Source organism: Pseudoalteromonas sp. NFXS39 (assembly GCF_040148775.1).
Classification (GTDB): domain Bacteria; phylum Pseudomonadota; class Gammaproteobacteria; order Enterobacterales; family Alteromonadaceae; genus Pseudoalteromonas; species Pseudoalteromonas apostichopi.
On sequence record NZ_JAGDEC010000005.1, the window covers coordinates 272290 to 297400 of the forward strand.

At 38.1% G+C, this 25111-nt stretch carries 22 protein-coding genes; 11 read left to right on the forward strand and 11 right to left on the reverse strand.

The annotated features are described in order from the left end of the window. Nucleotides 1-271 precede the first annotated feature (271 nt). Together J3455_RS11600 and J3455_RS11605 are read left to right on the forward strand one after the other, a co-directional pair. On the forward strand, nucleotides 272-1849 hold the full coding sequence (locus tag J3455_RS11600) for an ATP-binding cassette domain-containing protein (RefSeq protein ID WP_349561769.1): 1578 nt from the start codon (nucleotides 272-274) through the stop codon (nucleotides 1847-1849). 59 nt (nucleotides 1850-1908) lie between these two features. After that, nucleotides 1909-2289 carry a hypothetical protein gene (locus tag J3455_RS11605; protein ID WP_349561770.1) on the forward strand — a complete coding sequence of 127 codons (381 nt, stop codon included), beginning with the start codon at nucleotides 1909-1911 and terminating at the stop codon, nucleotides 2287-2289. Between the two features lie 214 nt (nucleotides 2290-2503). Here J3455_RS11605 and J3455_RS11610 read toward each other — a convergent pair whose 3' ends face one another. Both J3455_RS11610 and J3455_RS11615 read right to left on the reverse strand, forming a co-directional pair. After that, the gene (locus tag J3455_RS11610; RefSeq protein WP_167657670.1) at nucleotides 2504-3400 is read right to left on the reverse strand and encodes a hypothetical protein; all 897 of its coding nucleotides are present in this window, start codon (nucleotides 3398-3400) and stop codon (nucleotides 2504-2506) included. 57 nt (nucleotides 3401-3457) lie between these two features. Then, a complete protein-coding gene (locus J3455_RS11615; RefSeq protein WP_349561771.1) occupies nucleotides 3458-4366 on the reverse strand; it encodes a hypothetical protein in 909 nt (302 codons plus the stop codon). A gap of 216 nt (nucleotides 4367-4582) precedes the next feature. Here J3455_RS11615 and J3455_RS11620 point away from each other — a divergent pair, with 216 nt between their 5' ends. The 7 genes from J3455_RS11620 (at nucleotide 4583) to J3455_RS11650 (ending at nucleotide 11731) form a co-directional block, all read left to right on the forward strand. After that, nucleotides 4583-4720 carry a hypothetical protein gene (locus tag J3455_RS11620; RefSeq protein ID WP_167657668.1) on the forward strand — a complete coding sequence of 46 codons (138 nt, stop codon included), beginning with the start codon at nucleotides 4583-4585 and terminating at the stop codon, nucleotides 4718-4720. Between the two features lie 195 nt (nucleotides 4721-4915). Then, on the forward strand, nucleotides 4916-5503 hold the full coding sequence (locus tag J3455_RS11625) for a hypothetical protein (protein ID WP_167657667.1): 588 nt from the start codon (nucleotides 4916-4918) through the stop codon (nucleotides 5501-5503). A 695-nt stretch (nucleotides 5504-6198) separates the two neighbouring features. Then, on the forward strand, nucleotides 6199-6594 hold the full coding sequence (locus J3455_RS11630) for a response regulator (RefSeq protein ID WP_130051501.1): 396 nt from the start codon (nucleotides 6199-6201) through the stop codon (nucleotides 6592-6594). 7 nt (nucleotides 6595-6601) lie between these two features. After that, nucleotides 6602-7495, forward strand: a complete 894-nt coding sequence (locus J3455_RS11635) for an AAA family ATPase (RefSeq protein ID WP_239977074.1) — start codon at nucleotides 6602-6604, stop codon at nucleotides 7493-7495. A gap of 2 nt (nucleotides 7496-7497) precedes the next feature. Further along, nucleotides 7498-8457, forward strand: a complete 960-nt coding sequence (locus tag J3455_RS11640; RefSeq protein WP_167657666.1) for a DUF58 domain-containing protein — start codon at nucleotides 7498-7500, stop codon at nucleotides 8455-8457. A 2-nt stretch (nucleotides 8458-8459) separates the two neighbouring features. Then, a complete protein-coding gene (locus J3455_RS11645; protein ID WP_178926966.1) occupies nucleotides 8460-10400 on the forward strand; it encodes a transglutaminase TgpA family protein in 1941 nt (646 codons plus the stop codon). Nucleotides 10401-10408: 8 nt separating this feature from the next. Continuing rightward, nucleotides 10409-11731 carry a Na+/H+ antiporter family protein gene (locus tag J3455_RS11650; protein ID WP_178926967.1) on the forward strand — a complete coding sequence of 441 codons (1323 nt, stop codon included), beginning with the start codon at nucleotides 10409-10411 and terminating at the stop codon, nucleotides 11729-11731. Nucleotides 11732-11762: 31 nt separating this feature from the next. Here the strand turns inward: J3455_RS11650 and J3455_RS11655 are convergent, their stop codons facing one another. Then, the gene (locus tag J3455_RS11655) at nucleotides 11763-13733 is read right to left on the reverse strand and encodes a response regulator (protein WP_178926968.1); all 1971 of its coding nucleotides are present in this window, start codon (nucleotides 13731-13733) and stop codon (nucleotides 11763-11765) included. 173 nt (nucleotides 13734-13906) lie between these two features. On the opposite strand from J3455_RS11655, the gene J3455_RS11660 reads away from it, so the two are divergent. Next, the gene (locus J3455_RS11660) at nucleotides 13907-14812 is read left to right on the forward strand and encodes a gluconeogenesis factor YvcK family protein (RefSeq protein ID WP_178926969.1); all 906 of its coding nucleotides are present in this window, start codon (nucleotides 13907-13909) and stop codon (nucleotides 14810-14812) included. Here the strand turns inward: J3455_RS11660 and J3455_RS11665 are convergent. Beyond that, nucleotides 14777-15109, reverse strand: coding sequence for an Hpt domain-containing protein (locus J3455_RS11665; RefSeq protein ID WP_054561483.1), 333 nt, complete (start codon nucleotides 15107-15109; stop codon nucleotides 14777-14779). The two genes, J3455_RS11660 and J3455_RS11665, sit on opposite strands and share 36 nt — an antisense overlap. A 20-nt stretch (nucleotides 15110-15129) precedes the next feature. On the opposite strand from J3455_RS11665, the gene J3455_RS11670 reads away from it, so the two are divergent. Beyond that, on the forward strand, nucleotides 15130-16164 hold the full coding sequence (locus J3455_RS11670) for a glycosyltransferase family 4 protein (RefSeq protein ID WP_256854391.1): 1035 nt from the start codon (nucleotides 15130-15132) through the stop codon (nucleotides 16162-16164). Here the strand turns inward: J3455_RS11670 and J3455_RS11675 are convergent. The 7 genes from J3455_RS11675 to J3455_RS11705 all read right to left on the reverse strand — a co-directional run bounded on the left by J3455_RS11675 (nucleotide 16133) and on the right by J3455_RS11705 (nucleotide 25104). Then, nucleotides 16133-17587 carry a sigma-54-dependent transcriptional regulator gene (locus J3455_RS11675; RefSeq protein WP_178926971.1) on the reverse strand — a complete coding sequence of 485 codons (1455 nt, stop codon included), beginning with the start codon at nucleotides 17585-17587 and terminating at the stop codon, nucleotides 16133-16135. The genes J3455_RS11670 and J3455_RS11675 overlap by 32 nt on opposite strands. A 103-nt stretch (nucleotides 17588-17690) precedes the next feature. After that, on the reverse strand, nucleotides 17691-19148 hold the full coding sequence (locus J3455_RS11680) for a SpoIIE family protein phosphatase (protein ID WP_349561773.1): 1458 nt from the start codon (nucleotides 19146-19148) through the stop codon (nucleotides 17691-17693). A gap of 8 nt (nucleotides 19149-19156) precedes the next feature. Then, nucleotides 19157-19855 (reverse strand): cellulose synthase operon protein YhjQ/BcsQ, encoded by a 699-nt coding sequence (locus tag J3455_RS11685; RefSeq protein ID WP_178926973.1) that lies wholly within the window; start codon nucleotides 19853-19855, stop codon nucleotides 19157-19159. Further along, complete coding sequence (locus J3455_RS11690) at nucleotides 19852-21918, reverse strand: SLBB domain-containing protein (protein ID WP_349561775.1); 2067 nt, start codon at nucleotides 21916-21918, stop codon at nucleotides 19852-19854. Before J3455_RS11690 ends, J3455_RS11685 begins: the two co-directional genes overlap by 4 nt. 1 nt (nucleotide 21919) lies before the next feature. Then, nucleotides 21920-22777, reverse strand: coding sequence for an OmpA family protein (locus J3455_RS11695; RefSeq protein WP_178926975.1), 858 nt, complete (start codon nucleotides 22775-22777; stop codon nucleotides 21920-21922). An 8-nt stretch (nucleotides 22778-22785) separates the two neighbouring features. Continuing rightward, a complete protein-coding gene (locus J3455_RS11700; RefSeq protein ID WP_054561490.1) occupies nucleotides 22786-23106 on the reverse strand; it encodes an STAS domain-containing protein in 321 nt (106 codons plus the stop codon). A gap of 186 nt (nucleotides 23107-23292) precedes the next feature. Beyond that, nucleotides 23293-25104, reverse strand: a complete 1812-nt coding sequence (locus tag J3455_RS11705; RefSeq protein ID WP_178926976.1) for a sugar transferase — start codon at nucleotides 25102-25104, stop codon at nucleotides 23293-23295. Nucleotides 25105-25111 lie beyond the last annotated feature (7 nt).

A 25111-nucleotide genomic window follows, 5' to 3' on the forward strand; every position in this document is an offset into this window, starting at 1 on the left:
TTATCTTTTTGGACCAACAGGGTTAGTAGGCGTTGCTCACTATCACTTACATTATATTCCTTCTCGTGTGATCAAATGCCTAATACCAATTCTCTTAATTAAGTGGTCTATTTTGAGGCAATAAAACATCGTCGATAACAAGGCAAAAATTTCGTTATTAAGTTGTTCTTAATGAGATATTTTTAAAGAAGGTAGCGGCAGGTTTTATCCCTCAAAATGATTAAGTATTATTGTGGATTGGTATCACTGCCCCTGTAATACAGGAGGCACTATGCCACAACTTCAAGCTTTCAATTTATGTTATCAACATGGCAATGGCGATGTTGTATTTAACGACCTTTCATTTTCTCTCACTGCAAAAGTTACTGCGTTAGTTGGCAGGAACGGCTGCGGTAAATCTATATTAGCGTCAATACTTACTAAGCAAAGAGAGCCAATCTCTGGCACGGTTGTTTGTAATTCAACCCTTGGCTTTTATGAGCAAATAGACGATGTAAATCAGGCTGATAATCTAACAATTGCAGAGGCTATTGGCTTAGAGTCTATGTTTAATGCCCTTGAAGCGATAAACCAAGGGCAAGTTACAGAGCAAAATTTAACTTTACTAGAAGACAATTGGGACTTACCAGAGCGCTTTAAGGCAGAGCTTTTGAGGTTAGGTATAAAAAGCAAAACCCCTAACTCATTAAGCAAATATTTAAGCGGCGGCCAGTTTAGTCAATTAAAGCTCTGGGCGCTATTTAACTTCTTTAATCACGATATTTTAATACTCGATGAACCTTCAAACCACCTAGATGCACACGGTAAGCGCTGGCTTATAGAGCAAATTAACAAATTCAAAGGACAAATATTACTGATTAGTCACGACCAAGAATTATTAGAACAAGCACATGAAATATGGGAACTAACAACCCTTGGTTTAACACAATATGGTACGTGTTTTTCACAATACCAAAGTCAAAAGCACAAGCAAGTTGCTGCGCTTGCAAACAAACTAAACCACGTTGTTAAACAGCAAACTATACTCAAAGCAGCAGAGCAATTACAACAGCAAAAAACACTTAAGCGAGCAGCTCAGGGCGCAGCACTTAGAAAGTCTGGTAGCCAACCTAAAGTGTTAATGGATGCGAAAAAAGATAAAGCCAGTGCAAATTTATCTTCGCAAAGTAAAAATACCGCTAAGCGAGAAGGTAAGCTAAATAGCAATAAACAACAATTTTTAAGTCAGCTTGAACAAGTGAAAGCCCAACAATTTTATTTATCGCAAACAGGTGAGGCTAAGCATCACAAAGTACTCAGCCTGGATGATGTAGTATTAGCATATGGTGCCCAAAAGTCGCTAACTTTTCAGGTGTACAGTGATGATAAAGTTCATTTAGCTGGCGCTAATGGCGCCGGAAAATCAACCTTACTTAAAACTCTTATAGGAGAGATACCAGCTAAAGTAGGGGAGTTATATTGCAACCAAGCTCTTTATTATTTAGACCAACATTTTACACTCATAAACAACGAGCTAACCATGCTTGAAAATCTCATGACTTACTGTAAAGATTTAAGCCAGAGCACCGCGCGAACTTTACTTGCAAGTATTGGCTTTAGAAAGGATGCTGTATTTAAACACGCCGCATTTTTGAGTGGTGGCGAGAAAATGAAACTAGCCATGTGTATTGTTAGTAATATTGAAAGCACTGCATTCTTGTTATTAGATGAGCCTGATAATCACCTAGACCTTGAATCAAAACAGTTATTAGCAAAATCATTACAAGACTTTAAAGGTGGGTTTATAGTAGTAAGCCATGATAAGTATTTCGTAGAAAGTATCGAGTGCAATAAGATAATTGTCATATAAAATATACATTTAAAAATTACCATGCTAGGGTGGTTGTAGGTTTATTACAAGGAATGACAATGAATTTTACAGCCGCTTACCGCATTTTTATTGCTTTATTCATGCTGATTGTAACTGTTGGTTTAGGCATGACGCTCAATGATTTTACCTCTGTAGTCTACGTGTTTGTGCCGTTATTATTGATGCTAGGAGCTTCATTTATACCGTTTTTTAAAGCACGAAAACTACGTTTAGTACTCTTTGCCGCACCTATTGTTATTCTCTACAGCGTAGGTTTTTACCCATGGCTTACTAATTACCAAGAAGTCGCTGTTTCATCATCCACCTCAACCCTCGACTTTATCATTATCCCAGCTTGGGCCACTCTCTACGGCGCGGGGTTTGTAGTGCTGCATGAAATTGGGCTAGGTGTTGCTAGGGCGTTTAATTGGGCGAAGTGAAATTCCCTAAATACCTTCAAGATCATACCCCTCAGTGGCGTTATTTGCTTTGTTTAAATGCACTTGACTATTCGGCACTAACTTAAAGTTAGAGCGTTTAGGGTGTTTGGGTAAGGGAATTGGAACTGTCATTGTTACCAGGGTTTAAGTAAAACACTGGTAACGAGTATAAAATTTAAGGGATTAGCTTTCGGCTGGAAAGGGGTTTACATCGTTAAAGGAGGTTGCGAGCTCTAAGTTCTCGGTCAAGCTCTGGTGATAACGCCTTTAACCAGTAAATTTCTTTTAGTTGCCTACATGTTAAACCAGCTATTACTTCAAACACAAGCTCTGCAGACTCATGAGAATTTTCTTTTGTTTCTTCTCTATATAACTTGTAAGCAATTTCCAAGAACATTAACCAAACAAAAATATGGAGACGGTGGAATATTATCAGTTCAAGCGTATCGCGATGTACATTCATTTCTTGCTTATAAAAAAGCAAAGCAATGGTTTTTATTTTTTCAATATATTGGTAAGTGTCCGTAAATATCAGCTTTTTAAAGCTTTCACTGGCTGTACCATTCTTTACTTGGATGCTCCTTATTTCAAAAAAATAGTCCGATAAAAAATCAAGATGTGTCATGAAACGTTCATCATCAGGAAACTCTTTTAATTCTGTTTTAAAACCCCAGCTACCTTCAGTATAAAGTCTGGAATCACCTTCTGTCCGCTTAAATAATACTTTCTTTTCTAAAAGAATATCTATTGAATCTGTTATTTCGAATAAGGCTTCCTTGAACACGCTAAAGTTTTGAGTGTCAGTTTGTTCTTTTAGTACTACTTTTGTTGCCTCTAACTCTTGCTTTTGAACCTCCAATGCTTTTTTTGAATCACTCCATGTTCTATATAGTAATAATACTGAAGCAAACAATAAAATAGGTGAAATGGCATTGTTAAGGTATGTTGCTGTTGTAATCCAGTTTTCAATAGGTGCGTTATTATTAAATGAAAAGCGCCTAAAAAACTCTATCCCTATAAGTGAGCATGCAATAGCAGCACTAATTACGGTAAGTAAACCCAAGGGAATACGGGGTTGTTTTTTTTCTGAATGTTTAGTTTTAAAGTTCATAAACGTCTTTGTAAGCCGATGTCTCTAAGTGGTTATTTAATATCCCTGATAAATTCTTTATTCAAAAAAATTATCGGGGATATCGTCGCTGAATTGGATTAGACGTTTTGCGATTTCTAAATCGTAAATAAGCATAAATTCTTGAATTAACTCTTTTTTGTACACACTTTCAGTGTTGTGAATTTTTCTTAAAAGTAGCATTGTGGATTTAACATATTGATTAATTAGAAGGTTTTCCATGTAGATGGCAGAATAGACATCAAAAAAGATATTCTGAACTTTATATGCTTCAAGTCCAATAAATTTGTTTAAGTATTTGCATTTATTAAAATTGAGTCCATAGCATACACTTATGTGTGTTCCTCTGATAATGAGTTCTTTTTGAGATTGCTCAATTTGATATAGCTTTAAATAAAGTTCATTAGAAAAATCATTTTTTGAGGATTGTGCTTCATAGTCAAAACCAATTGACTTGTAAAACTCAAGGAGTCTCGGATTAGAGTTTTTGTATAGCCCATCTAAAAAATTAAAAAGCTCAACATTTGCTGAACTATTATAAAAAAGATCAAAGACTTTAAGCTTTTCATTCATCTTTTCATTTAGATAAAGTGACTGCCTACTTAAAATATCTAAGTCGTCTTTTCTCCTCTGATTAGATAATTGTTCTTTGATAATATTTCGCGTCAGGCTTAATTCAGTTCTGCTTGTTCTCCATGTTAACCAAAGAAGTACAACGCTAAAAAATAGAAGTATTGGTGACAGGAGACTATTCAATATTGAAGATGTATCTTTCCAGTTATTTAACACTTGCTCTGGTGTTCTATCATTGATATCCCAAGTGAATATTGGGAAATCTTCCGTAAATTTAAATAGTACAAAAAGAATAATCAATATGAAAAATACAATTATTCCATAGCCAAACATCCTCATCACATTTGCTGAATATTCAGGTTTATTTTCAGTCATTACATTCCCTCGCTTAAAGAATCCTTTTTACACGAATCTCAACTACTTAACAACTAAGCAGCGCCACGTATAGAGCGGATAATTGCACCATTACTTTTAATGTTAGCTACAACAACACCCACCACTTCACGCGCAATGTCTTGGCCAATAAGCTTAATACTTTACTCATTGGCTGAGTTTAATCAGTTAGTTTTGGCATTAGACATAGAGTAGGGCATGACAGCAAATACAAACTCAATAAACTTACTTTTCATTGTCATTGTGCAAATTGGTGGCGCGTTCGCCACTGTTGCCAAAGTGAAAACAGACATTACTTCGATAAAGCGCGTAATTGAAAATATGGTGAAGATATAACGAAACTACAGTATAAATATTGCTATCTGAGACATATTTAAAGTTCGTAAGACCGAGTAACGCTTGTGAAGCTAAACCCAATGACTATCTTAAATTAATAGAGAAACTGATAGTTTGAGTAGACTTTGATTTGGAAATAACATTAAGTTAAATTGACAGTTAAGTATAAGGAAGAACAGAACACTAAGGATAGTTTTGAATAAATTCATAATTTTTCTCTTTTTATTGCCCCTCGTTATTATCTCTTTTGGTGCCTCAGCAAACGCAGGACTACCTATGATTATGCTTGCAGTGCCTGTGTATTCGATCTCTTTGTTACCAATAATTGCTATTGAAGCAATATACCTTCGAAATAGCTTATATTTAACCAAAGCACTATCGGCAAAAACGGCATTTGTTTCAAACTTAGTATCTACAATTGTTGGGGTTCCTCTAACTTGGGTAATTCTTGTTTTAATACAAATGCTGACAGGTGGTGGCGGAGCGTATGGCGTGGATACATTTGTCGGCAAAATGTTAGCAGTAACGTGGCAAGCACCTTGGTTAATCCCTTATGAATCTGACTTACATTGGATGATTTTATTTGCAGGGTTATTCCTACTTATTCCATTTTATTTTGTATCATGGTGGTCTGAATTTTTAGTTTCAAAGAAAATGCTTGCAGATACCGGACTCAATAAAAATGACATTAAGACTAAAGTTAGGAATGCAAACCTAATCACATATAGTTTGTTAGCGTTTTGGCCAATTGGCTGGTACGTAGTTGGCTACGTATTAATGTAACTGGGAATTTTTGAAAGTCTAAAATTAATAAATCATTTTTATATTCAGAAATTGTAAATTCTTACAGAGAAGTTGATCACTCATTTTGATTAATTCATTACCAATGATATTCAGCGTCTAACTTACTTAAATCAAATCGTACAGCTGCCCAATTTGAATTTGTAGGGCATCTAAGTGGCTTTGGTTATAACGAACAGTAAATCATAGTCAATGAACTTAAAGCCATTACGGTTACAGGCAGTGAAAAATTGCTTTTATATTTTTGGGAAGCCGTACAAGAAAGGCATTTCAAATCTAGGTTTGTAAAAAGTCATCGTTGTAGTCTTATTGGAATGAAGTAAGTTTGGTTGAAAATTTACAAAGTAAAAATGAGCAGTTTATAAAAAACTATAAAACCGTGAAAACCCAAATTAAGCAAAAAAGGGGCTAAAAAACCTTAAAATCTAACGACTAATGAACCTACTTATAAAGACAAATACGCTATTTAACATAATATAAATTATAGGAAGTAACCCAGTGGTATATCCTGGTACCTATTCTCTATATACGCTAAGTCCAATACTAGATGGTATCGGACATAATGATGGTGTTTTGTCATATTATCTATTTTATTAGTCTGAGTTTCTTGAGCTTACTTATCGCATGACATATATTAAAACTATCAACTTAAGATGTAACGATAAGATGTAAACGATATGGAATTTGTGAAACCGTTAGAACCTATTCTGATAATCGACGATATGCAAGATATTCGCGACTATCTAAATCAAATTTTAACTGGTCTTGGTTTTGACGATATTTTAGAAAGTCGAGATTTTGAATCAGCCAAAACTCTAATTGAAGAAAAGTCACCAAACGTTATCTTTCTTGATATTGAGCTACCTAACACTGACGGTGAGGAAATTCTTGAATATTTGAATGACCGACATCCCCATACTCACGTTGTTATGTGTTCAGGTCATAACAGTCTTGAGAATGTTCAAAACACTTGGGAATTAGGCGCCCGAGGTTTTATTGCTAAACCTTTTAACTCAAAAAAAGTCGACTCTGTTATGAAACGTCTAGAATTGATGGAAACCATAACAAATTAAGTAGTTTATGAATTCGACAATCCAACTCATAATTGATGATCTGTCTACGGTCATTTTTGGTAAACAACAACAAATTAAACTTGCTTTAGCATGCTTATTTAGTGAAGGTCATTTGCTCATTGAGGATTTGCCTGGTATGGGAAAAACCACTTTATCTCATGCACTTGCAGCAGTTCTTGGATTGTCGTATCAACGTATTCAATTCACAAGTGATTTATTACCTTCTGATATTCTTGGTACAAACATTTTTGATGCTAAAGAACATAGTTTTTCTTTTCATCAAGGCCCTGTATTTAGCCAAGTTGTTTTAGGTGATGAAATTAATCGTGCTGGTCCTAAAACACAAAGTGCGCTTTTAGAGGCAATGGAAGAAAAACAAGTGACGGTGGATTCGGTTAAACACGCCCTACCATCACCATTTTTTGTTATTGCAACTCAAAACCCAGTGCACCAATCTGGAACTTATCCGTTACCAGAGTCACAATTAGACCGATTTTTCATGCGTATCAGTTTAGGTTTTCCTGATAAACAAGCCGAGAAAAACCTTATTTTAGGTCTAAACAACCGTAACTATGATGATTTACCTGTTCGCATTAACTCAGAACAACTCGCTGTTATTCAAAAAGAAATTAATACTGTAACAATAAGTCATACGGTTGTTGACTACATACTCGAACTAGTCGCTTTTACTCGCCAAGATAGTCATTTTGTAAACCCATTATCACCAAGAGCAAGTATTGCACTTGCTCGTGCTGCAAAGTCATGGGCGTATATCGAAGGTCGTGATTTTGTTTTGCCTGAAGATGTACAAGCGGTTTTTCCTAGCGTGACTGATCACCGATTGGGGTTAAATTCTGGCGACAGTGGTTATGCACTTAAACATGTGCCTGTAAGCTTGTAAACATGTTAAAGCGCCCTGCTTTTGTTAAACAATTTCGTCAATTAGTTTTTAATAAGTTATTAAAAAACAAACATAAAAAAAACGAAATAGAACTCCAACATAAAACTATTTATGTGCTTCCTTCTAAACTTGGTGGGCAGTTTCTAATAATTGCCCTACTTAACTTTGTGATGGGTATTAACTATCAAAATAACCTTATATTAGCGATGGCTTATTTAATGGTTGTTGTTATGGTATTTGCGATACTAACTGGCTATAAAAATGTCAGAGGTTTATTGGTTAAATATCTTTCAGTGAAGGAAGATTATGCACCAAAAGCGCCCGTAGCACGCTTTGAACTACAAGCAAAATCACGCTGCGAATTAGTAAAACTAATCAATAATAACATCGAATCTGAAGCTGTTTCACTACAAAGCAACGAGAAAAACTCGGTTGAAATAGCACTTAAATGTAGCGAACGTGGTGCTTATGGTTTTGACAGAGTGAAAATTATTAGTCATTTCCCTTTTGGCTTAGTGTCGGTTTGGAGCTACATAGAGCCCATAGATACAGTTTATGTTTATCCAAAGCCAATACCCACAGAAAAGCTTGATACACAACTTCATGACAATGACGAACATGATGGCGATAATGCACAAATCAAAGCCGGTAATGATGACTTTTATCAACTCACTTCTTTTGTGCAAGGCACTGCACTTAATAAGGTGTCGTGGAAACACTACGCTAAAACTCAGCAGCTATTAACGAAAGAGTTTACCAGTGATGCATCACAGGAATTAGCTCTTAATTACAATACGTTAACAGGAAATAACGAGCATCGATTAAGCCAATTATGTTTTTTAGTAAACCAGTTAACCGATCAACAAATCGCTTTTTCGTTAACTTTACCCAATAAACATATCACAAAAGGTTTAGGGCGAAGTCATCAAGAAACTTGCCTGAAAGCTTTAGCGGAGTTTTAAGCATGAATACGCCGCTTATTAATACCGTTTTATCACTTCTGTTTATTGTTATTAGTGGTTTTTTGTTTACTGAAGTACCTACTCCATTTCTAGCCATATTGGCTGGCCTCAGTTTTTTAAACCTGTTTTTAGGTAAATTTTATAAAAAACTAAATGGATTGGTCGCGAATATGTTGGCAGCAATTTGCTTAGTTGCCTTATTTGTTCTGGTTGGCGTGGGCGATACAGTAAAGCTATTTGTATCGATGATGCTACTTGCTAGTAGCTTTAAATTGCTCCAAGCGAAAACCGTCAAACAGTATCAAACCGTTTGTTTACTGGTGTTTTTTAATCTTTCGACGGTATATTTATTCCATCAAGGATTATTTGAAACCTTGATTGTGAGTGCACTTTATATTGTTAACTTTGCTGTTCTTGGCTATTTGACCAGCCCGCAAAGCTTTAAGGCTGCTAATAAGCAAAGTTTTAAAACGATATTACTAGCCTTACCCATAGCGGCATTTTTGATTTTGTTTTTACCGAAAATACCGGCGTTTTGGCAATTACCGGGGCCAAAGCTTGCGAAAACGGGTTTATCAGAGCAAGTTAACCCCTTTTCTATTGCGAAATTAGCTGAGTCAGATGACTTGGTTTTTCGGGTAGAACAACAGCCTGGGCAAGCCTTACAGGCCCCCTATTACTGGCGCAGCCTTATTCATGATGAGTTTAATGGCAGTGAATGGTTAATATCGGACATTTTGAAATCTCAACAATTTAACCAAATTCGCCGTACAGTTACTCAAAGTAATAGCGTAAATTATCAGATTATTGCAGAGCCTTCATCTTCAAATTGGCTATTTGCACTTGGCTTTGCACAAAGTGCTAATTCAGATGTGCACTCAACCTACAATGGTTTGTTAAAACGCAAAGGTAACTTAAACAAAAACATTAAATACGCGGTAACCAGTAGTGAGGCTATGCTGAGCCTAAATAACTTTGAAAAACGCTTATACACTCGCTTACCTAAAACAACCAATCCACAAACAACGGCACTGGCAAAACAGTTGTCTGCTGAGCATGAAAATGCGCAAGGTTACTTTAACGCGCTACTTGATTACTTTAATCAGCAGCAGTTTGCTTACACATTAACGCCTACACCAATGTATGGTGATAATACGCTAGACCAGTTTGTATTTGATACCAAACGTGGCTTTTGTGGGCACTATGCGAGCACCGCTGCATTTATGTTTCGTGTTGCCGGTTACCCTGCCCGTGTTGTGTCAGGTTATTTAGGTGGAGAACAAACTAAAGCCGCTACGCTTAACATTTACCAATATGATGCCCATGCATGGGTTGAAGTGTTCTTTGATGAAAAATGGCATATTTTTGATGCTACCGCTGTTGTTGCTCCTGAACGTTTAAACGGTTCGTTATCACAACTGGGAGATTTAAACGAAAGCTTTAACGACAATCTTAACTTTGGTCTAAAACGTTGGAGTCATTTTAAAGCAATAAACTGGCTGCGAATTCACCTTGAAGAGCTCGACTATAAATGGACTAACTGGGTGCTTACGTTTGACCAAGAATCTCAGCAAAGTTTGTTTGATTCACTGTTTGGTAATAAGTCTGCATGGCTAACACCATTAATTGTATTAGGTACGTTATTACTGAGCTTTACTGGGTATTTCTTATATAACAAACGCCCTATTCGAAGTAGTGAACCGTTGGTTGATGACATCACTAAGCTTTATCAGTGGGCAAAAAAGCAAGGTATAGAGCCTCTAGACACTAACACGCCACTACAAAATATTGCTTTAATTAAACAGCAAAAGCCTAGATCAGAGGCATACCTAAGCGAGTTTGAGCAAATAATCATCGAAGTACGTTATCAACAGCATTCATATAACCAAAACCGCAAAAACCGCGTGCGAGTTCTGTTAAACTCTCTCAAAACAGCCAAATAGAGAACAATATGAATGCAGTAATTGTCGGCGTTATGTTGATGCTGATCCTGACACTTTGTCGAATTAATGTCATTGTAGCGATGACAGTAAGCGCTATTGTTGCGGGTTTGACCGCAGGCCTAGGTTTATCTGAAACCGTTAATGCATTTAATGATGGTTTATCGGGTGGCGCTGAAATAGCGCTTAGCTATGCGATGTTAGGTGCGTTTGCAGTCGCAATCTCGAAGTCGGGTTTAACACGCATTTTAGCGTCTAAGTTACTAAAGCAAGTAAACGACAATAGCCATAAAGGCGAAACTACACTTAGTTATCTTATATTAAGTATTATTTTGCTGTGTGCGATTTCGTCGCAAAATTTGATACCCGTACATATTGCTTTTATACCCATTCTAATTCCGCCATTACTTGTGGTGTTTAACAAGTTACGCCTTGATAGACGTGCCATTGCGTGTATTTTAACCTTCGGCTTAGCTACCTCTTATATGGTGCTACCTTATGGTTTTGGTGGCATTTACCTATACTCGATACTACACAAAAACCTCACTGAAAATGGCTTAGAAATTGTGAATACACAAGTACCGATGGCAATGATCATTCCAGCTATTGGAATGTTGTTTGGTTTATTCGTTGCGGTGTTTATCACTTATCGAAAACGCCGTAGTTACGACTCGCATACTTTAACAGAACAACAAAATGAAGTTGTGATAAAACAACCTAAAAAGGTATTAGTTGTGGGCATAACAGCCGTACTTTGCTCTTTAGTCGCACAAAATATCAGTGATTCAATGATCCTTGGTGGTCTTGTTGGTGTGGCCATATTTACCTTGTTTGGTGTTGTAAAACTTGAACAAAATGGTGATGTTTTTAGTAAAGGCATTGCTATGATGGCGATGATTGGCTTTATTATGATTTCTGCACAGGGCTTTGCTTCAGTTATGCAAGCAACGGGTGATGTAGCCTCATTAGTTAGCTCTGCAGCAGGTATCATTGAAGGTAATAAACCTCTTGCGGCTGCATTGATTTTACTCGTTGGATTACTAATAACCATGGGCATAGGCAGCTCGTTTTCGACGGTGCCAATTATCGCGACTCTATTTGTACCATTATGCATGGAACTAAATTTTTCGGTAATGGCTACAGCTGCACTGGTTGGTACTGCTGGAGCACTAGGTGATGCAGGCTCCCCTGCTTCTGACTCAACACTTGGCCCAACATCCGGTCTAAATGCAGATGGTCAACACGACCATATTTGGGATTCAGTGGTGCCCACTTTCATCCATTTTAATATTCCGCTACTTGTTGCTGGCTGGGTTGCGGCAATGGTGTTGTAAAATAAAGAAGCCCCATTATTTTGGGGCTTCTTTATTGGCTAAACAAAATGCGTAGTGCGCGGTTTAGATCATGAAAGCGAATGGGTTTGGTCAGCACTTTGTTCATACCAGCCTCAAGGCAAGTGGCTTTATCTTGATGTGATGCATTAGCTGTTAAGGCAACAATGGGTAAAGTCATTTTTAATTCTTCACGCATGTATTTAGTTGCGGTAATACCATCCATCACTGGCATCATCATATCCATAAGAACTAAATCAAAGTGTTGCTGTTGTACCTTATCGATCGCTTGTTGGCCATTATCTGCAAGGGTAACGTGGTGATTGAGCTTTTCTAAAAAGGTTTTGATTAGCACTTGGTTGGTTTTGTTATCTTCTGTAACAAGAATAGCCATTGGTTCAAGAGTTTGCTCATGCTCTATTGATTGCTGATCATCGGCAACAACAGAATATGGAATATAAATAGTAAACTTAGTGCCTATATTGATTGCACTAGCTACTCTAATCTCGCCTTTCATTAAATCAACAAGGCTTTTGGTAATGCTAAGCCCAAGGCCAATCCCTTCTACTTGTCGATTAACACCATAGTCATGCTGTTTAAAGGCGTCGTAAATGCTGGCTATTTGAGATTGAGAGATCCCCTGCCCAGTATCTGCTATCTCAAATAACAAATGGGTATCATTGAAGTCAGCGTTAAAATTAACTGTGCCTACTTTGGTAAACTTGAAGGCATTATCTAAAATATTAAACAGAATTTGCCCGACCCGGACCCCATCAATATTAATTTTGTTGGGTAAGCCATCGCTTATCTCTGTGGTAAACAAGACATTAGAGCCTTGAGTGGTTTCTTGAAACTGTGCAGTAATATTTTTAACCAGCGCATTTATATCTGTTGCTTTAACATCAAGCTCCATCGAGCCACTTTCAATTTTTGAAAAATCCAGTACATCACTGATCAAATCAAGCAATAAGTCAGCGCTTGAGTTTGCGTAATCAAGCCAACGAGTTTGTTTGTCATTAAGTTCTGAATCGGCTAACAACTCCAACATGCCGACAATGGCGTTCATAGGAGTTCTGATCTCATGGGACATCACAGTTAAAAACTGTGACTTTGCTTGGTTTGCTTCTTCTGCTTTTTCTTTTGCTAATTGTAGTGCTTGCTCACGCTCTTTGTTAACCGTGATATCTTTTGCGATGCCTAAATAGCCGCGAAATTTCCCACTTGAATCAAATTGTGGCTTACCACTCAAAGAGACCCAGGCCGGAGGCGACGAATTAACTTCAAATTCAAAATCTAAAAACTCAGCATGATCTGCCAGCAAGTGTTTAAAGTGTGACCATTTTTTTAACTGATTTTGTTCCTGCTCAGTGATAATGGCATCAAAATTTTTATGTAAAAAATGGCGTTTGTATAAGTTACTATGGCTGGCGGTAGTTAAAACATTAATAAAGTGCTCATCTTTATTAGTACGCCAAAACCATTCGCTGGCGAAGTCTCTGAATAGTTCTGATAACTCTCCAAGTCTTGTTAGTAAAGAGGTTGAGTGAAACTTTTGCCGGTTAAGTCTTGTTTGCGCAGCTAATTGAACCGCTACTTGCTGTAATAAGATTTTGATTGCGGTTTGTGATTTATCATTAAAACTAGCCTGCTCTTTTATATCGAAAAAGACCAAGCACTGCGTTGTGTGTTCAGAAATATCAACATGAAATATTAGGTTATTTACGAACTCATTACTATAAAACAGTGAGTTATCTTCATTAAATAACCACTGTGACTGCGCTTGTTGTAACTTTGACTTTAATATTGTTTCGTCAAATTCAATGTACTTAATAGTACGCATTTCGAGGGATGCTTTTGAATCTTCGAAGTTTATTAAGCAAAACTCTTTAAACGAAAAATATGGCAGAAGCACTTTTTCAAGTTGAGCTTTTAATGCACGGCTATCATTTATGCCATGAAATGCCGTTAGCTCAAGTTGTAATTGCTCTAAGTTTAACTCTGCCATTGCCATTCCTAGTTAATATTGCATCGCATATTGCAAATATAGAAAACAGTTCTCAGTTTAGCCATAAAAATATCAAAATAAATTATTTAAATTTCATTGTGTTATATAAATCCGAACACTTGGTACGGGCCATGCTTCCTAAATATTAAATAAGCTTAATTAAGGCGAGTGTTATGAAAATAGTATGCATAGGCGGCGGACACGGTTTATCCCATATGTTAAGTGCAATTAGACCTCACTGCGCCGAACTGACAGCTATCGTTGCAACCACAGACAACGGCGGAAGCACAGGTAAATTACGTCAAAGCCAAGATGTAGTTGCCCTTGGTGATATTAGACGTTGTTGTTTGCAATTAGCTGATAGTGACTCATTAATCCATCAAGTTTTTCACCACCGTTTTGATGGTGGTGAACTCAATGGCCACAGCCTAGGTAATTTAGCCTTATTAAGCTTAACCCAACAAACTAACTCAGCAACTCAAGCGGTTGCATGGTTCAATGCTATGTTGGGTAATTCAGAAACGATTCTACCCATGTCAGACGAACCGACTGATTTACTAGCGGTTATGTCATCAGGCATCAAAGTATTTGGTGAATGCGATATTGATTCACAAGAAGAGCTCCCAGACTATTTAACGCTCTCACAAGATGTGAATGCTGCTCCTGGTGTGGTTAAAGCTATTGAAAACGCCGATATGCTAATAATTGGCCCTGGAAGTTTAATTACCAGTGTAATGCCTGCCATGTTAGTTGAAGACATAGCTAAAGCGGTGCAACAAACATCAGCATGCCGATTGTTTATCGAAAATATTGCCAAAGAAGCCAGCGTAATTAAATCGCTCGATATGCAACCGGTTGATTGGCTCGAAGGCATGCTTGGTTACCGGTTTTGTGACATGAGTATCTCTTTAGATGCGCTTAGTGAAATTGTGTCTCACTTTGACGATGTTGTTAAATCGCCAAACCAGCAGCACGACATTGAGCAGCTAAGTAATGTATTTGGCGAAATATTAAAAATGCCGTTAAGCCTAGAAGCTGAGGAACTAGTCAGTAGCAATCAAACTTTGCGCGTGAGTTAGCGTTTGTGCAAATTGGTCTTGCAGTAAGGCTATTAAGCTTTGTAGTTCATCGTCAAATTGTGATGCCTTCGCTTTTTGCTCAATTTGTTCTGCAAGGCCGCCTACGGCTAATGCCCCGTAACTACGGCTACTGCTTTTTAAACTGTGGGCATTTATTTCGATTTCAGACTGTTTCGTTGCGTCAGCAAGATCAGCAACGATTTGGCGGGACTCAGTGATATATACCTGCAAAAGTTGTTTTGCTAGGTCGTCACCAACATCCTGTTGTAATTGCGTATAGGTCGCAGTATCTATCATGGTCTCACCTTGGAGTGAATATGAAATATAGTGTTATTTTATTCGTAGATTCAAGCTTAATTGGTGGCATCGAAAGCCATTTGATTGCCATGAGTAAGCTGTTAGAACGATATAATATTATGAGCTCGGTACTATTTTATCAAGATCATAATAACCGTGAATTATATAAGCGCTTAGAAAATGCAAATATCACTTTCGGTTTTGCTGGCGGAAATTTAAAAAGCTTGAACGAAATACTAAAAATGTTTCCTCGCTCAGCGTTACTCCACACCCATGGGTACAAGGCAAGTATCATGGGCAAGTTAGTGTGTCGTTGGCAAAACCGCCCTTGTATTTCAACCTATCATGCCGGTGAAGCAGGCACGGGGAAGGTTTATTTTTACAATAAGCTCGACAAACTGCTAAGTTACTTTTCACTTAACTTTGCTGTTTCTAGCAAACTCACCGAAGAGCTTTACAATGCTGAATTACTTGAAAATTTTATTCCAGTAAATGAGCATACTAAAGTTTTAGGTATAAAAAATAATGATCAATTAAACGTTGGATTTGTTGGTCGTTTATCCCATGAAAAAGGCCCTGACATTTTTATTGAAACAGCCAAACGATTCAACACACCTAACTTAAAATTTCATATGTTTGGTGATGGCCCTATGGTCAATGAGCTTGATATGTCAGCGGTGAGTTATCATGGCCAGTGTGACCAACGAAAAATATGGCAACAACTTGATGTATTGGTGATCTGCTCTCGGGCTGAAGGTCTACCTATGGTGGCATTAGAAGCTATGGCACACGGGGTACTCGTTATTGCATCGCCTGTTGGTCAGTTACCACAGATAATAAAGCACCTATCAAATGGGTTAATGATGACTGAAAGTACAAGCGACGCTTTGCATAAACAGCTGAACAACGTACTTATGTTGAGTGTTGATCAAAGAAGTTACATGCAAGGCAATGCACAAAAACTTGTTCAACAACGTTTTTCTGGAGAGCAGCAATTTAAGCAGCTAGATAGAGTCTATAGCTCTAGCTTACTTGCATCTCTTCCCAGCTTTTAATTTTACGATAAATGGTTGATGGACTCACATCCAAAAGAGCTGCAGCTTTAGGAATATTGTTATCACAAGCATCAATGGCTTGCTCAATATAACGTTTTTCTACTAACCAAAGCGGTTCAATATCAGCTTGAGAAAATGCTGTTACTACTTCGCTCATTACAGGAGCAGATTCTGTTGTCGGTGTTACAAGGCTCTTTGTTGCCATGCTTTCTGAATTAACAGTGGAAATAGCAGCTGTGGCTGTATGTGTTTGGCCTTGTGCATTTGGTAAGGCTGGGATCATACTCGCTTCTATATAGTCTTCATCATGCAAAACGAGAATGTTACGAATAGTATTTTCTAATTGGCGAACGTTACCAGGCCAGGCATAGCTTAAAAACAAGTTTTTAACCCCTTCTGACATGCCTTTGTATGCACGGCCTTCTTCTTTACTTATTTTTTTAAATAATGCATCGGCAATTTCGATCACATCTTTGCCACGCTGATTCAGCGGCGGTAATGCAATAGGGATAACATGTAAGCGATAATATAAGTCTTCACGAAAACGACCTTCTTGCACTTCAAGTAATGGGTCTCGGTTGGTGGCACACACAAAGCGGACATCAACTTTAACTTCTTTTTCGCTACCTACTTGCTGATAACAACCGGTTTGAATAAAGCGCAGTAGCTTACTTTGTAAATTTATGTCCATTTCACATAGTTCATCTAAAAACAAAGTACCGCCATCGGCTTGTCCTGCGGCCCCTTCCCGGTTGGCTATCGCACCGGTAAATGCTCCCTTTAAGTGACCGAATATTTCACTCTCAATTAAATCCTTAGGGATAGCTGCACAGTTAAGCGCTACAAAAGGTTTATTAGCACGAGGTGAGGCTAAATGCACCGCACGGGCACATAGTTCTTTACCGGTTCCGCTTTCACCTGTGATAAAAACAGTAGCTTTACTCGCTGAAGCAGATTTTATGATTTGATAAACAGATTGCATTTCTGATGAGCTACCAATCAAATCATAATATTTACCGTTCTCGTAGGTTGTTTGATAGCTTTTGACTGTTTGTTTTAAATCTTTAAGTTTTAATGCGTTGTTTACTGTAATGCGAAAACGATCGGCTTCGATTGGTTTTTCTAGAAAGTCACTGGCACCGAGTTTAATGGCTTTGATTGCCATTTCTTTAGTGGCATGCCCTGTTAAAACAATCACTTGTGGAGCTGAGTCTGGGTCTAAAGAGGATAAAATATCTAGCCCGTTCATATCTGGCAGCATAACATCTAAAATCACTAAATCAGGCTCAAACTCCTGCAGAGCAACTACGGCTTGTTCACCATTGTAGGCAATGCGTGTTTCGACCCCGGTTGGGATCAAATATGATTGGTACATCAGCGCTAGCGATTCTGTATCTTCAACAATGAGTATTTTGGGTGGCATTACTGACTTCCTTTATTATCGTTTTATGCTGAGATAAAGTGATTATTTAACAGTTCCTTATTAGTAGCTTAGTGCGTATTTGACCGGTTTGTAAACTCAAACTTTAGTGTTTATTGATCACAATTAACGAGGCATCGTCTATTTCAGCAGTTAACTCAACCTGGCTTGCCTGCCAAAGTGCATAAGCAAACTCTTCACTTTGCACATTTTCGTCAGTTAATTTAGTAATAATTTGGTCTACATCGCTTAATTGCTGATTATCAAGCCAACCATCGGTGAATAATAAAATGTGTTCAACATCATTTAAGTCATAACTATAATGTTGATAAACATGATCATCACTAAGGCCTAGTAAGGGATCAGTGCCGCTTAGCTGGATCAATTTGCCATTTTTGGTTATCACACAGGGGGCTGGGTGGCCTGCGTTAAACCAGTGAAGTGTGTTATTTTCAATAAAACTTATTAGTAAAGTGACTAGACTATTTTTACATAACCGCTGTTCATACAGGGCTTGGTTTAAGGTTGTTAAAACGTTTTGTATTGGGATTTCTGTCGCTAAACAGCCACTTAAAAAGCCCTTTATGGCAAAACTTTCTTTTAGTGCTGTTATACCGTGCCCCATCATATCGCCAATGATCACGGGCGCTTGCTGCTGGTGGGGGTACATACAAAAATCTCCTCCATTTTGGCTGATAATTGAGCCAAAATTATAGGCATTAAACTCCCCTATTTTTTGCCTTGTTTGCATACGCTCTTCGTTAATTAAATACTTTAATGCAGAAAAACGATGCACAATGCGCTCGATACTTTGTAATAACCGAGTTTTGCTAACGGGTTTTACTAAATAATCATCAACACCTAACAGGTTTATACGTTTTATAAGTTCTTCACTGTCATCACCTGTCAGCATAACCACAGATAAATTAGTTTTTAGGTTAGATTGATTAAGCTTTTTAAGTAAAGGCTCACTTGTGCCATTTTTAAGTTTATGATCAAGCAATAAAATTGTTGCCCCAGAGGTGAGAATTTCTTGCCAACCCGATTCACTGTCTTCACAGCAAATAACCTGAAAATGCTCAGATAAATAAGCATTCAGTAAAGCAAGTTGTGCTTTATCATCGTCTATATATATAAGCGAGGGTCGTTTATCGATATTGGTTAAACAAAAAGAGAATGTATTCTGTTGGCCAACAGTTTTATAACAAGCGTTTGGAAAGTAATGCTTGATGAGCGCAACCCCCATACCCCCTTCAACTAATTCACCACTGTCTAATTGCCACCCTGATGCTTGTTGATTAAATAAATCATAGCTTGGCATGCTGTCTTTAAATTCTATTAGCAACTGTTTATCGGGCAGTTTATGCATAGCAAACTGCACATGCATTGACGTTTCTTGGCTATGTCGTAGTAGATTTGTCAGGTATTCTGTTGCTACTAACCCTGCTGCATCTATATCTTGATTTTTAACACTTATCGCCGTCAAAACATGTTTTAAAATGTGGCGAATCTCACTGACCGTAGGCCAATCTAAGTTAAAAGATTTTTGATATAAGCAGTCCATTTAAACTCTCAATATGGTAAAAACAACCAGCGTTGTTTAATAACTTTGTTTAACAAGTACTCTGTGAGTTTAGGCCATTTTGGTTGAAACGCTTTGAGCGTTTTCACGATGCGGCTACCCAATGGAGCAAACTGATGCTGAGCAACAACAATTTTTACATTATTAACTCCTGCGTGTTCTAGATTAGCCACACCGTGACATAAAGCTTCTTCGTCGTTATAACCAAGAGATACCGTTAAAAATGTGAGATCAGTACACAAACTCAGAGCATGCAGTGGTACATTGCCACGATTGCATTTAAGAGCAGGGCTCATATCTAAAAAAATATAGTCGTACTCTTGCTTTATGCGCTCAATAGCATCATTTAGTACACTTTTATTTTTGACCGATTCGAGCTCTTTAAGGTGCTGCATGGTGAGCAAATCTACTTGCTCAGTATTGATAATATTCAACTGACATGAAATATCACTGAAGCACCAAGACTCCGGTGTTTCTGGCTTTTCGAACTTAAATGGATTTAACGGATTTAAGTCGATAATCAGCACTTTGGCGGCTTGCAAACTTAAGCGTTTTGCGACACTGGCACAAAGTGATGTAGAGCCCTCGTTGCCGGTTAAAGATATAAAGCAAATACAACGCGCTTTGCTGTTATCTATTTCATTACACACGGCTTCAAGTTCCTGATATTGTGCTGGTATTAGTTTCATAAGCCCACCACTAAAGCAACAACAGTAATAAAGTCTAAGAAGTTTGATTTAAACTGGCTCATTAAATCCTGACCTTTGTCTGGCACATATAAGGTATCGCCAGCACGTAACACAGGGATATACGCTGAGTTAGGGTTTTTAACAAACTCTTCTAAATCAAATACACGAGACTGTTCTTTACAGCATGAGTGATTAACCACCACGATTTTGTCTATAAGTGCAGAGCTTGATGGACCGCCCGCCTCAGCAAGCACGTCAAGTACAGTCATGGTGTCATCAAAGCTGTAACGACCAGGTTTTTCTACCGCCCCCATGATACGTACTACTTGTTCTTTTGGCGTGCGTAACCAGTCTTTATCTTTTTCTGGAATATAGATAGTATCGCCCGGTAAAACATGCGGAAATAATGTTTCGTCACCGGTTTCAAAATACAGTGCAAGGTTTAATTTGCTGACTCTTGCAGCATTGCCGTTACGATGAGTAATACGAATATTACGTAAGTCAGCGTTATCTGTAGGGCCATCAGCTGCGGCTAAAATGTCGATAAAGTGCATATTGGTATTAAATGCATAGCGACCTGGTGAACCCACCTGCCCCATAATGTAAATAGACTTGCTTGATTCTTGACGGATCCATTGAGATTTATTGTCTGCAGGATCCACTGGTAACTCTTCAACAATAATGGTATCGCCAGCCATTAAACTTGGTAGTGCATACTTACCCGAATCATTTATGGTGTATTGCTCTAAATCGAAACGTTTAGTCACCTCACCGTTTCTAACAATTTTAATATCATTAATATTGGCACCTTTAGTTGGACCGCCAGCATGGGCAAGTAAATCAGTAAAATCCATTTCAGGGCTCCACTCATAACGACCGGGAGATAAAATGGCACCAATAATTTTGATTGCACGTTTTGGTGGTACTTTTAACCAGCTTTTTTCGTTTTGATCTGTTTTCTCTGGGACAAAAATGACATCTCCTGGGTTTAGGCTTGGCACTTTTACTGTTACTAAACCTTCGCTGTAACCTTGTAGGTCAAATAAGATGCTTTCGCCTGCTGGAGTTAAGATTTTAATCTGGCGAGTTTCTGCAAAACGGGTTGGGCCACCTGCATTAGCCAGAATATCCAAAAAGCTGGTGCTTTCGCCTGCCTCATAAGCGCCCGGCTTTTGTACTTCGCCCATGATATAAACTGTTCTTGAAGTGGTATTTACATCATCAACCATGATTGGCACATAAATAGTAGAACCCGCTTTTAGCTCTGGCATAGTGTCGTTATTAGGTTTATCTAAATACGCTTTTAAATCGAACACGACTGGGGTTTTATCTACGATAACGCGAATTTTGGTTACATCTGCATAGCGGGTTACACCCTCAGCACGCATTAGCGCATCGAGTACACTCATGTTTTCTTTAAATGAAAAGCTACCAGGATTGTGCACCTCGCCAAGTAAGGTAATTGCACTGTTATCACTTGCATCACCTGACGCACTTAAGGTTTGTGCATCAAAGTCAATTTGTACGTTACCTAACAGCGGAGACACTGGAACAAAGACTGTGTCAGCACTTTGTAATGCAGGTAATAAATCAATGTTGCCTGAATCTAAGTAGGCTTTATAGTTAAACTCAATCATCTCGGTGCCACGGCGAATTTGTAAACGGTCTAATTGAGCGCCTGGTTTTAAGCCGCCAGCACGGGCGATGACCATTTGAATGTTGCCATCTTTAGGAATACTTACTTGTGATGGGTCGTTCACATAGCCCATAACATTGATAAAAATATCTCGTGAATGAATTTCGACATAAAAGTCATCCATCGCCACATACATTTCACTTAATGCTATGCGTAGTTGGTTTTGCACATCATCTAGCTGTAAGCCTGCTACTTTAAAACGACCTAGCTCTGGTAAGGTAATAGCCCCTTCTTTATCAACTTCAAACGGTTCGCTAAATTCAGCTTCGCCTGGTAGGTATAAGTAAAGTTTATTACCGACTTCAATCTCTTCTGCGAAAGTAGGTAACGCGAATATAAGTAAGCAAAGTAAGATTAACTGTTTCATGTTATTTCTCCTTAGGACCATTTAAGATTTTAGTCCAGCGGGATAATGCATGTTTTTGTTTAGTGGCTTTATCGTCACTCATGTCAATAATAATTGCCTCTACTCGTCTATCTGAATGACGTTTAGAACGTGAGTCAGGTTCGTCGCTGTACGGTGTTAAACTACCTTGCGTTAAGGTTGTTATTGTCGCAGGGTTTACACCATAAATACCTAGCCAGTGTTTTACAGTTTCGGCACGTTTTAGTGCTAACTCATAGTTGTTTTGTTGCTGACCACTAATGTCAGCATGACCAACAAGCAGTAAGTTAACTTCATCAACTTGTTTAATTAAGTCAGCCGCTTGTGCTAAACGTGTGATGTATTTAGGAGTAACCTGAAAATCATTAAGCGAGAACTGGTTATCACTATTTAAAAGCTCAGTGATCTGGTCTTTAAGTGATGCTGTCATGTTTTTTTCAGTATCAGTAACGCCTGCACATTGGCTCATCGCATTAACAGTTTCAAAGTGCTTAGCAAGCTGATTTAAACCGTGATAGTGAATAAGTAAATCATGCTCAGCATCAGACCACATTTGCGCTGCTATTAGGCGTCTTATACGGTTTTCGTATATTTGTGCTTTTAGCAGTTGTGCTGGCATACATTGCTGTATCCCTTGTGCTTTTAATAAATCTAACTTTAAAACATGATGTTGAAATTCGCTTAGCACCACGGTTTCTTGTGTGTCATAGATCATCTCGTGTTGTTCATCAGTAAGCGGATAATTTTGATATTTTTCTGCCCAGCCTCCTTGCCCCTCATCAGGCCAAGAAGCACATCCACCAAGCGTTAGCAAAATGATTGTAAATAGTATGTGCTTCATAAATCACCTCACGCGATATCAGCTTGTTCGATAAATGGAATCGTCTTATCAACTCTTAATAGACTCATTAGTTTGTGTGGTTGCCCAGACACATTAAGCAGTGATAATTTTTGCCCTTTTTTCTCAATCCGTTTATATAAGAACACCATGGCACCAATGCCAGATGAATCAATAAATGTAGTAGAGCTAAAATCGAGTACCACACTTTGCTGTTTGCCATGTGCAACTTCTTCAAACTGATCTTTAAAGCCATCGACGGCTAGACCAGAAAAGTCACTAGGTAGTGAAATTAGTTTGGTATCGTTAGAAAATGATGTGTTGTTAGCCATGATCTTCACCTTAGTTAAATTGGTTAGTCATAGTAACTAGTACAACTAAAATGCCAGTTTATAAGGTGTTGAAATTTAAAGGCTAAATGATGGGGGGATGCATAATGCAATTAACTTTTTGCTGTTAATTTGCATTATGCAACGTGATTTGCTTAATTTATTTGATAAAAAAGACGTGGATTGGTATCACTGCCCTTTGCCTGTAAAGACAACTTGTAATGTTTTAACCACAATTGAAAACTCAAGCTTCGCCCAAGCACGCGGTGATGACATACTCAGTGAATAGGCGTAATCCCAGCCAATTTTACTGCGTGCATCGTCTATGGTTTCGTCATAACCGTTCATCACTTGAGCAAGACCAGAAATACCTGGTTTAACCCCGTAAGTACGCTGGCAAAAATAAGGGATGTCTTTTTCTAATTTACCATAAAAAACAGGACGCTCTGGTCTTGGGCCAATTAATGACATCTCGCCTTTGAGCACATTAATTAATTGCGGAAGTTCGTCAATTCGTGTTTTACGCATAAAGCGCCCTACTGCCGTTATTCTTGGATCATCTTTACTGGCCCACACAGCACCAGAACGCGACTCAGCATCAACAACCATAGAGCGAAACTTATAAACATAAAATAACTCAACGAAGTCATCTGAGCTTTCACCCACTCTAAGTTGCTTAAAGATGATAGGACCTTTAGATGTAAGCTTTATAGCCAGCGCTGCAATTAAACAAACAGGCCAAACTAGACTTAACGCAAATAAGGCACCTGCAATATCTAGGCTTCGTTTGATGACTCTAATAACAGACTTGGTTTGTGCTTTACTCGCAGATTTTACACGTTGCCAAGGGGTGTCGAAGTAACCTTGTTCATAACGAATGATCCCCCAAAGTGCTAAAAAGTAGCTATTTAAGATGTAATTAACTTTATCGACGATAGGAATGCGTTTTTTAAACGCGAATAGTGTTTTAACAGCTTGTACTGCGTGAAGTGACAAAATGCCTGTAGCAATCAATTGTGACCATACAGATTGCGTGACGATAGCCTCTATAAATACACAAGCATAAATACAGGCTAAAATAATTGGCATAACCCCACGTAATACTTTGTGCGAGAAAAAGTTCATACAAGTCCACCCTAAACGCGGGTTAAGTAATAAAAAAAGCGCTTTTATTTGTTGCCAATTACCGGCACCTAATCTTACTCGGCGTTTATAATCCTCACTTTGCTCATCGCATTCTCGCTCGTAAATGACTACTTCTTCATCAACAACGGCTTTACCACCTTTGCTTAAAGCTTTCATTGATAGCACGAAGTCGTCGTTAATGGTGTTTTTCTCTAATTCATTTGCATACTCAGCTCGCATGGCAAACATTGCCCCTGGTACGCCAATCACAGCGCCAAGGTTTGACTCTGATTTTTTCACTTGGTTTTGGTACTGCCAGTAGGCTTTTTGCGCATCTGGTGCATTTTCATCTAAGGTGTAAACACCTGTCGAAATTGCCACTTGCGGATCACTAAATTGCTTAGCTACTTTGTTTAATGCATCAATGCTCAATAAAGCACTAACATCAGTGAACATTAAAATATCATTGTGATATTTCGCCATCCCCATCAAGGTATTTAACCCTTGTACTTTACCTTGGTTTTCATCACGATGGTGAAAATAACACTGCACGCCTTGCTTATGTAATACCTGCTGTGCTTTAAGAGCTTGTTGATAGCTTTTATCGGTGCAACCATCAAAATAAACATGAATAGAATAATGATGAGTGTCATATACTAGTGATGCTAGGTTATAAAGCTTTTCAGCAATATGCTGTTGTTCATTGTAAGCACACATCAAAACAGCAATATTCGGTGTGTAGTTGTCATCAAAAACGGTTTGCTTGCTTGTTTTTTGCTTTTTGCCTGCAACACACTTTAGTAATAATGGGTAGCCAATATGATGATATGCAGCAATACACATCAAAATGATGAATAATGTAGTAAAAATAGTCATGGTTGGC

What these genes read in the sequence shown, in the direction of transcription:
- J3455_RS11660 (WP_178926969.1), top strand. Translation starts at nt 13,907, where the DNA reads ATGAAAATAGTATGCATAGGCGGCGGACACGGTTTATCCCATATGTTA.
- J3455_RS11605 (WP_349561770.1), top strand. Translation starts at nt 1,909, where the DNA reads ATGAATTTTACAGCCGCTTACCGCATTTTTATTGCTTTATTCATGCTG.
- J3455_RS11665 (WP_054561483.1), bottom strand. Translation starts at nt 15,109, where the DNA reads ATGATAGATACTGCGACCTATACGCAATTACAACAGGATGTTGGTGAC.
- J3455_RS11705 (WP_178926976.1), bottom strand. Translation starts at nt 25,104, where the DNA reads ATGACTATTTTTACTACATTATTCATCATTTTGATGTGTATTGCTGCA.
- J3455_RS11645 (WP_178926966.1), top strand. Translation starts at nt 8,460, where the DNA reads ATGAATACGCCGCTTATTAATACCGTTTTATCACTTCTGTTTATTGTT.
- J3455_RS11630 (WP_130051501.1), top strand. Translation starts at nt 6,199, where the DNA reads ATGGAATTTGTGAAACCGTTAGAACCTATTCTGATAATCGACGATATG.
- J3455_RS11680 (WP_349561773.1), bottom strand. Translation starts at nt 19,148, where the DNA reads ATGGACTGCTTATATCAAAAATCTTTTAACTTAGATTGGCCTACGGTC.
- J3455_RS11695 (WP_178926975.1), bottom strand. Translation starts at nt 22,777, where the DNA reads ATGAAGCACATACTATTTACAATCATTTTGCTAACGCTTGGTGGATGT.
- J3455_RS11670 (WP_256854391.1), top strand. Translation starts at nt 15,130, where the DNA reads ATGAAATATAGTGTTATTTTATTCGTAGATTCAAGCTTAATTGGTGGC.
- J3455_RS11640 (WP_167657666.1), top strand. Translation starts at nt 7,498, where the DNA reads ATGTTAAAGCGCCCTGCTTTTGTTAAACAATTTCGTCAATTAGTTTTT.
- J3455_RS11620 (WP_167657668.1), top strand. Translation starts at nt 4,583, where the DNA reads ATGACAGCAAATACAAACTCAATAAACTTACTTTTCATTGTCATTGTG.
- J3455_RS11600 (WP_349561769.1), top strand. Translation starts at nt 272, where the DNA reads ATGCCACAACTTCAAGCTTTCAATTTATGTTATCAACATGGCAATGGC.
- J3455_RS11615 (WP_349561771.1), bottom strand. Translation starts at nt 4,366, where the DNA reads ATGACTGAAAATAAACCTGAATATTCAGCAAATGTGATGAGGATGTTT.
- J3455_RS11700 (WP_054561490.1), bottom strand. Translation starts at nt 23,106, where the DNA reads ATGGCTAACAACACATCATTTTCTAACGATACCAAACTAATTTCACTA.
- J3455_RS11675 (WP_178926971.1), bottom strand. Translation starts at nt 17,587, where the DNA reads ATGCCACCCAAAATACTCATTGTTGAAGATACAGAATCGCTAGCGCTG.
- J3455_RS11610 (WP_167657670.1), bottom strand. Translation starts at nt 3,400, where the DNA reads ATGAACTTTAAAACTAAACATTCAGAAAAAAAACAACCCCGTATTCCC.
- J3455_RS11650 (WP_178926967.1), top strand. Translation starts at nt 10,409, where the DNA reads ATGAATGCAGTAATTGTCGGCGTTATGTTGATGCTGATCCTGACACTT.
- J3455_RS11685 (WP_178926973.1), bottom strand. Translation starts at nt 19,855, where the DNA reads ATGAAACTAATACCAGCACAATATCAGGAACTTGAAGCCGTGTGTAAT.
- J3455_RS11690 (WP_349561775.1), bottom strand. Translation starts at nt 21,918, where the DNA reads ATGAAACAGTTAATCTTACTTTGCTTACTTATATTCGCGTTACCTACT.
- J3455_RS11635 (WP_239977074.1), top strand. Translation starts at nt 6,602, where the DNA reads ATGAATTCGACAATCCAACTCATAATTGATGATCTGTCTACGGTCATT.
- J3455_RS11655 (WP_178926968.1), bottom strand. Translation starts at nt 13,733, where the DNA reads ATGGCAGAGTTAAACTTAGAGCAATTACAACTTGAGCTAACGGCATTT.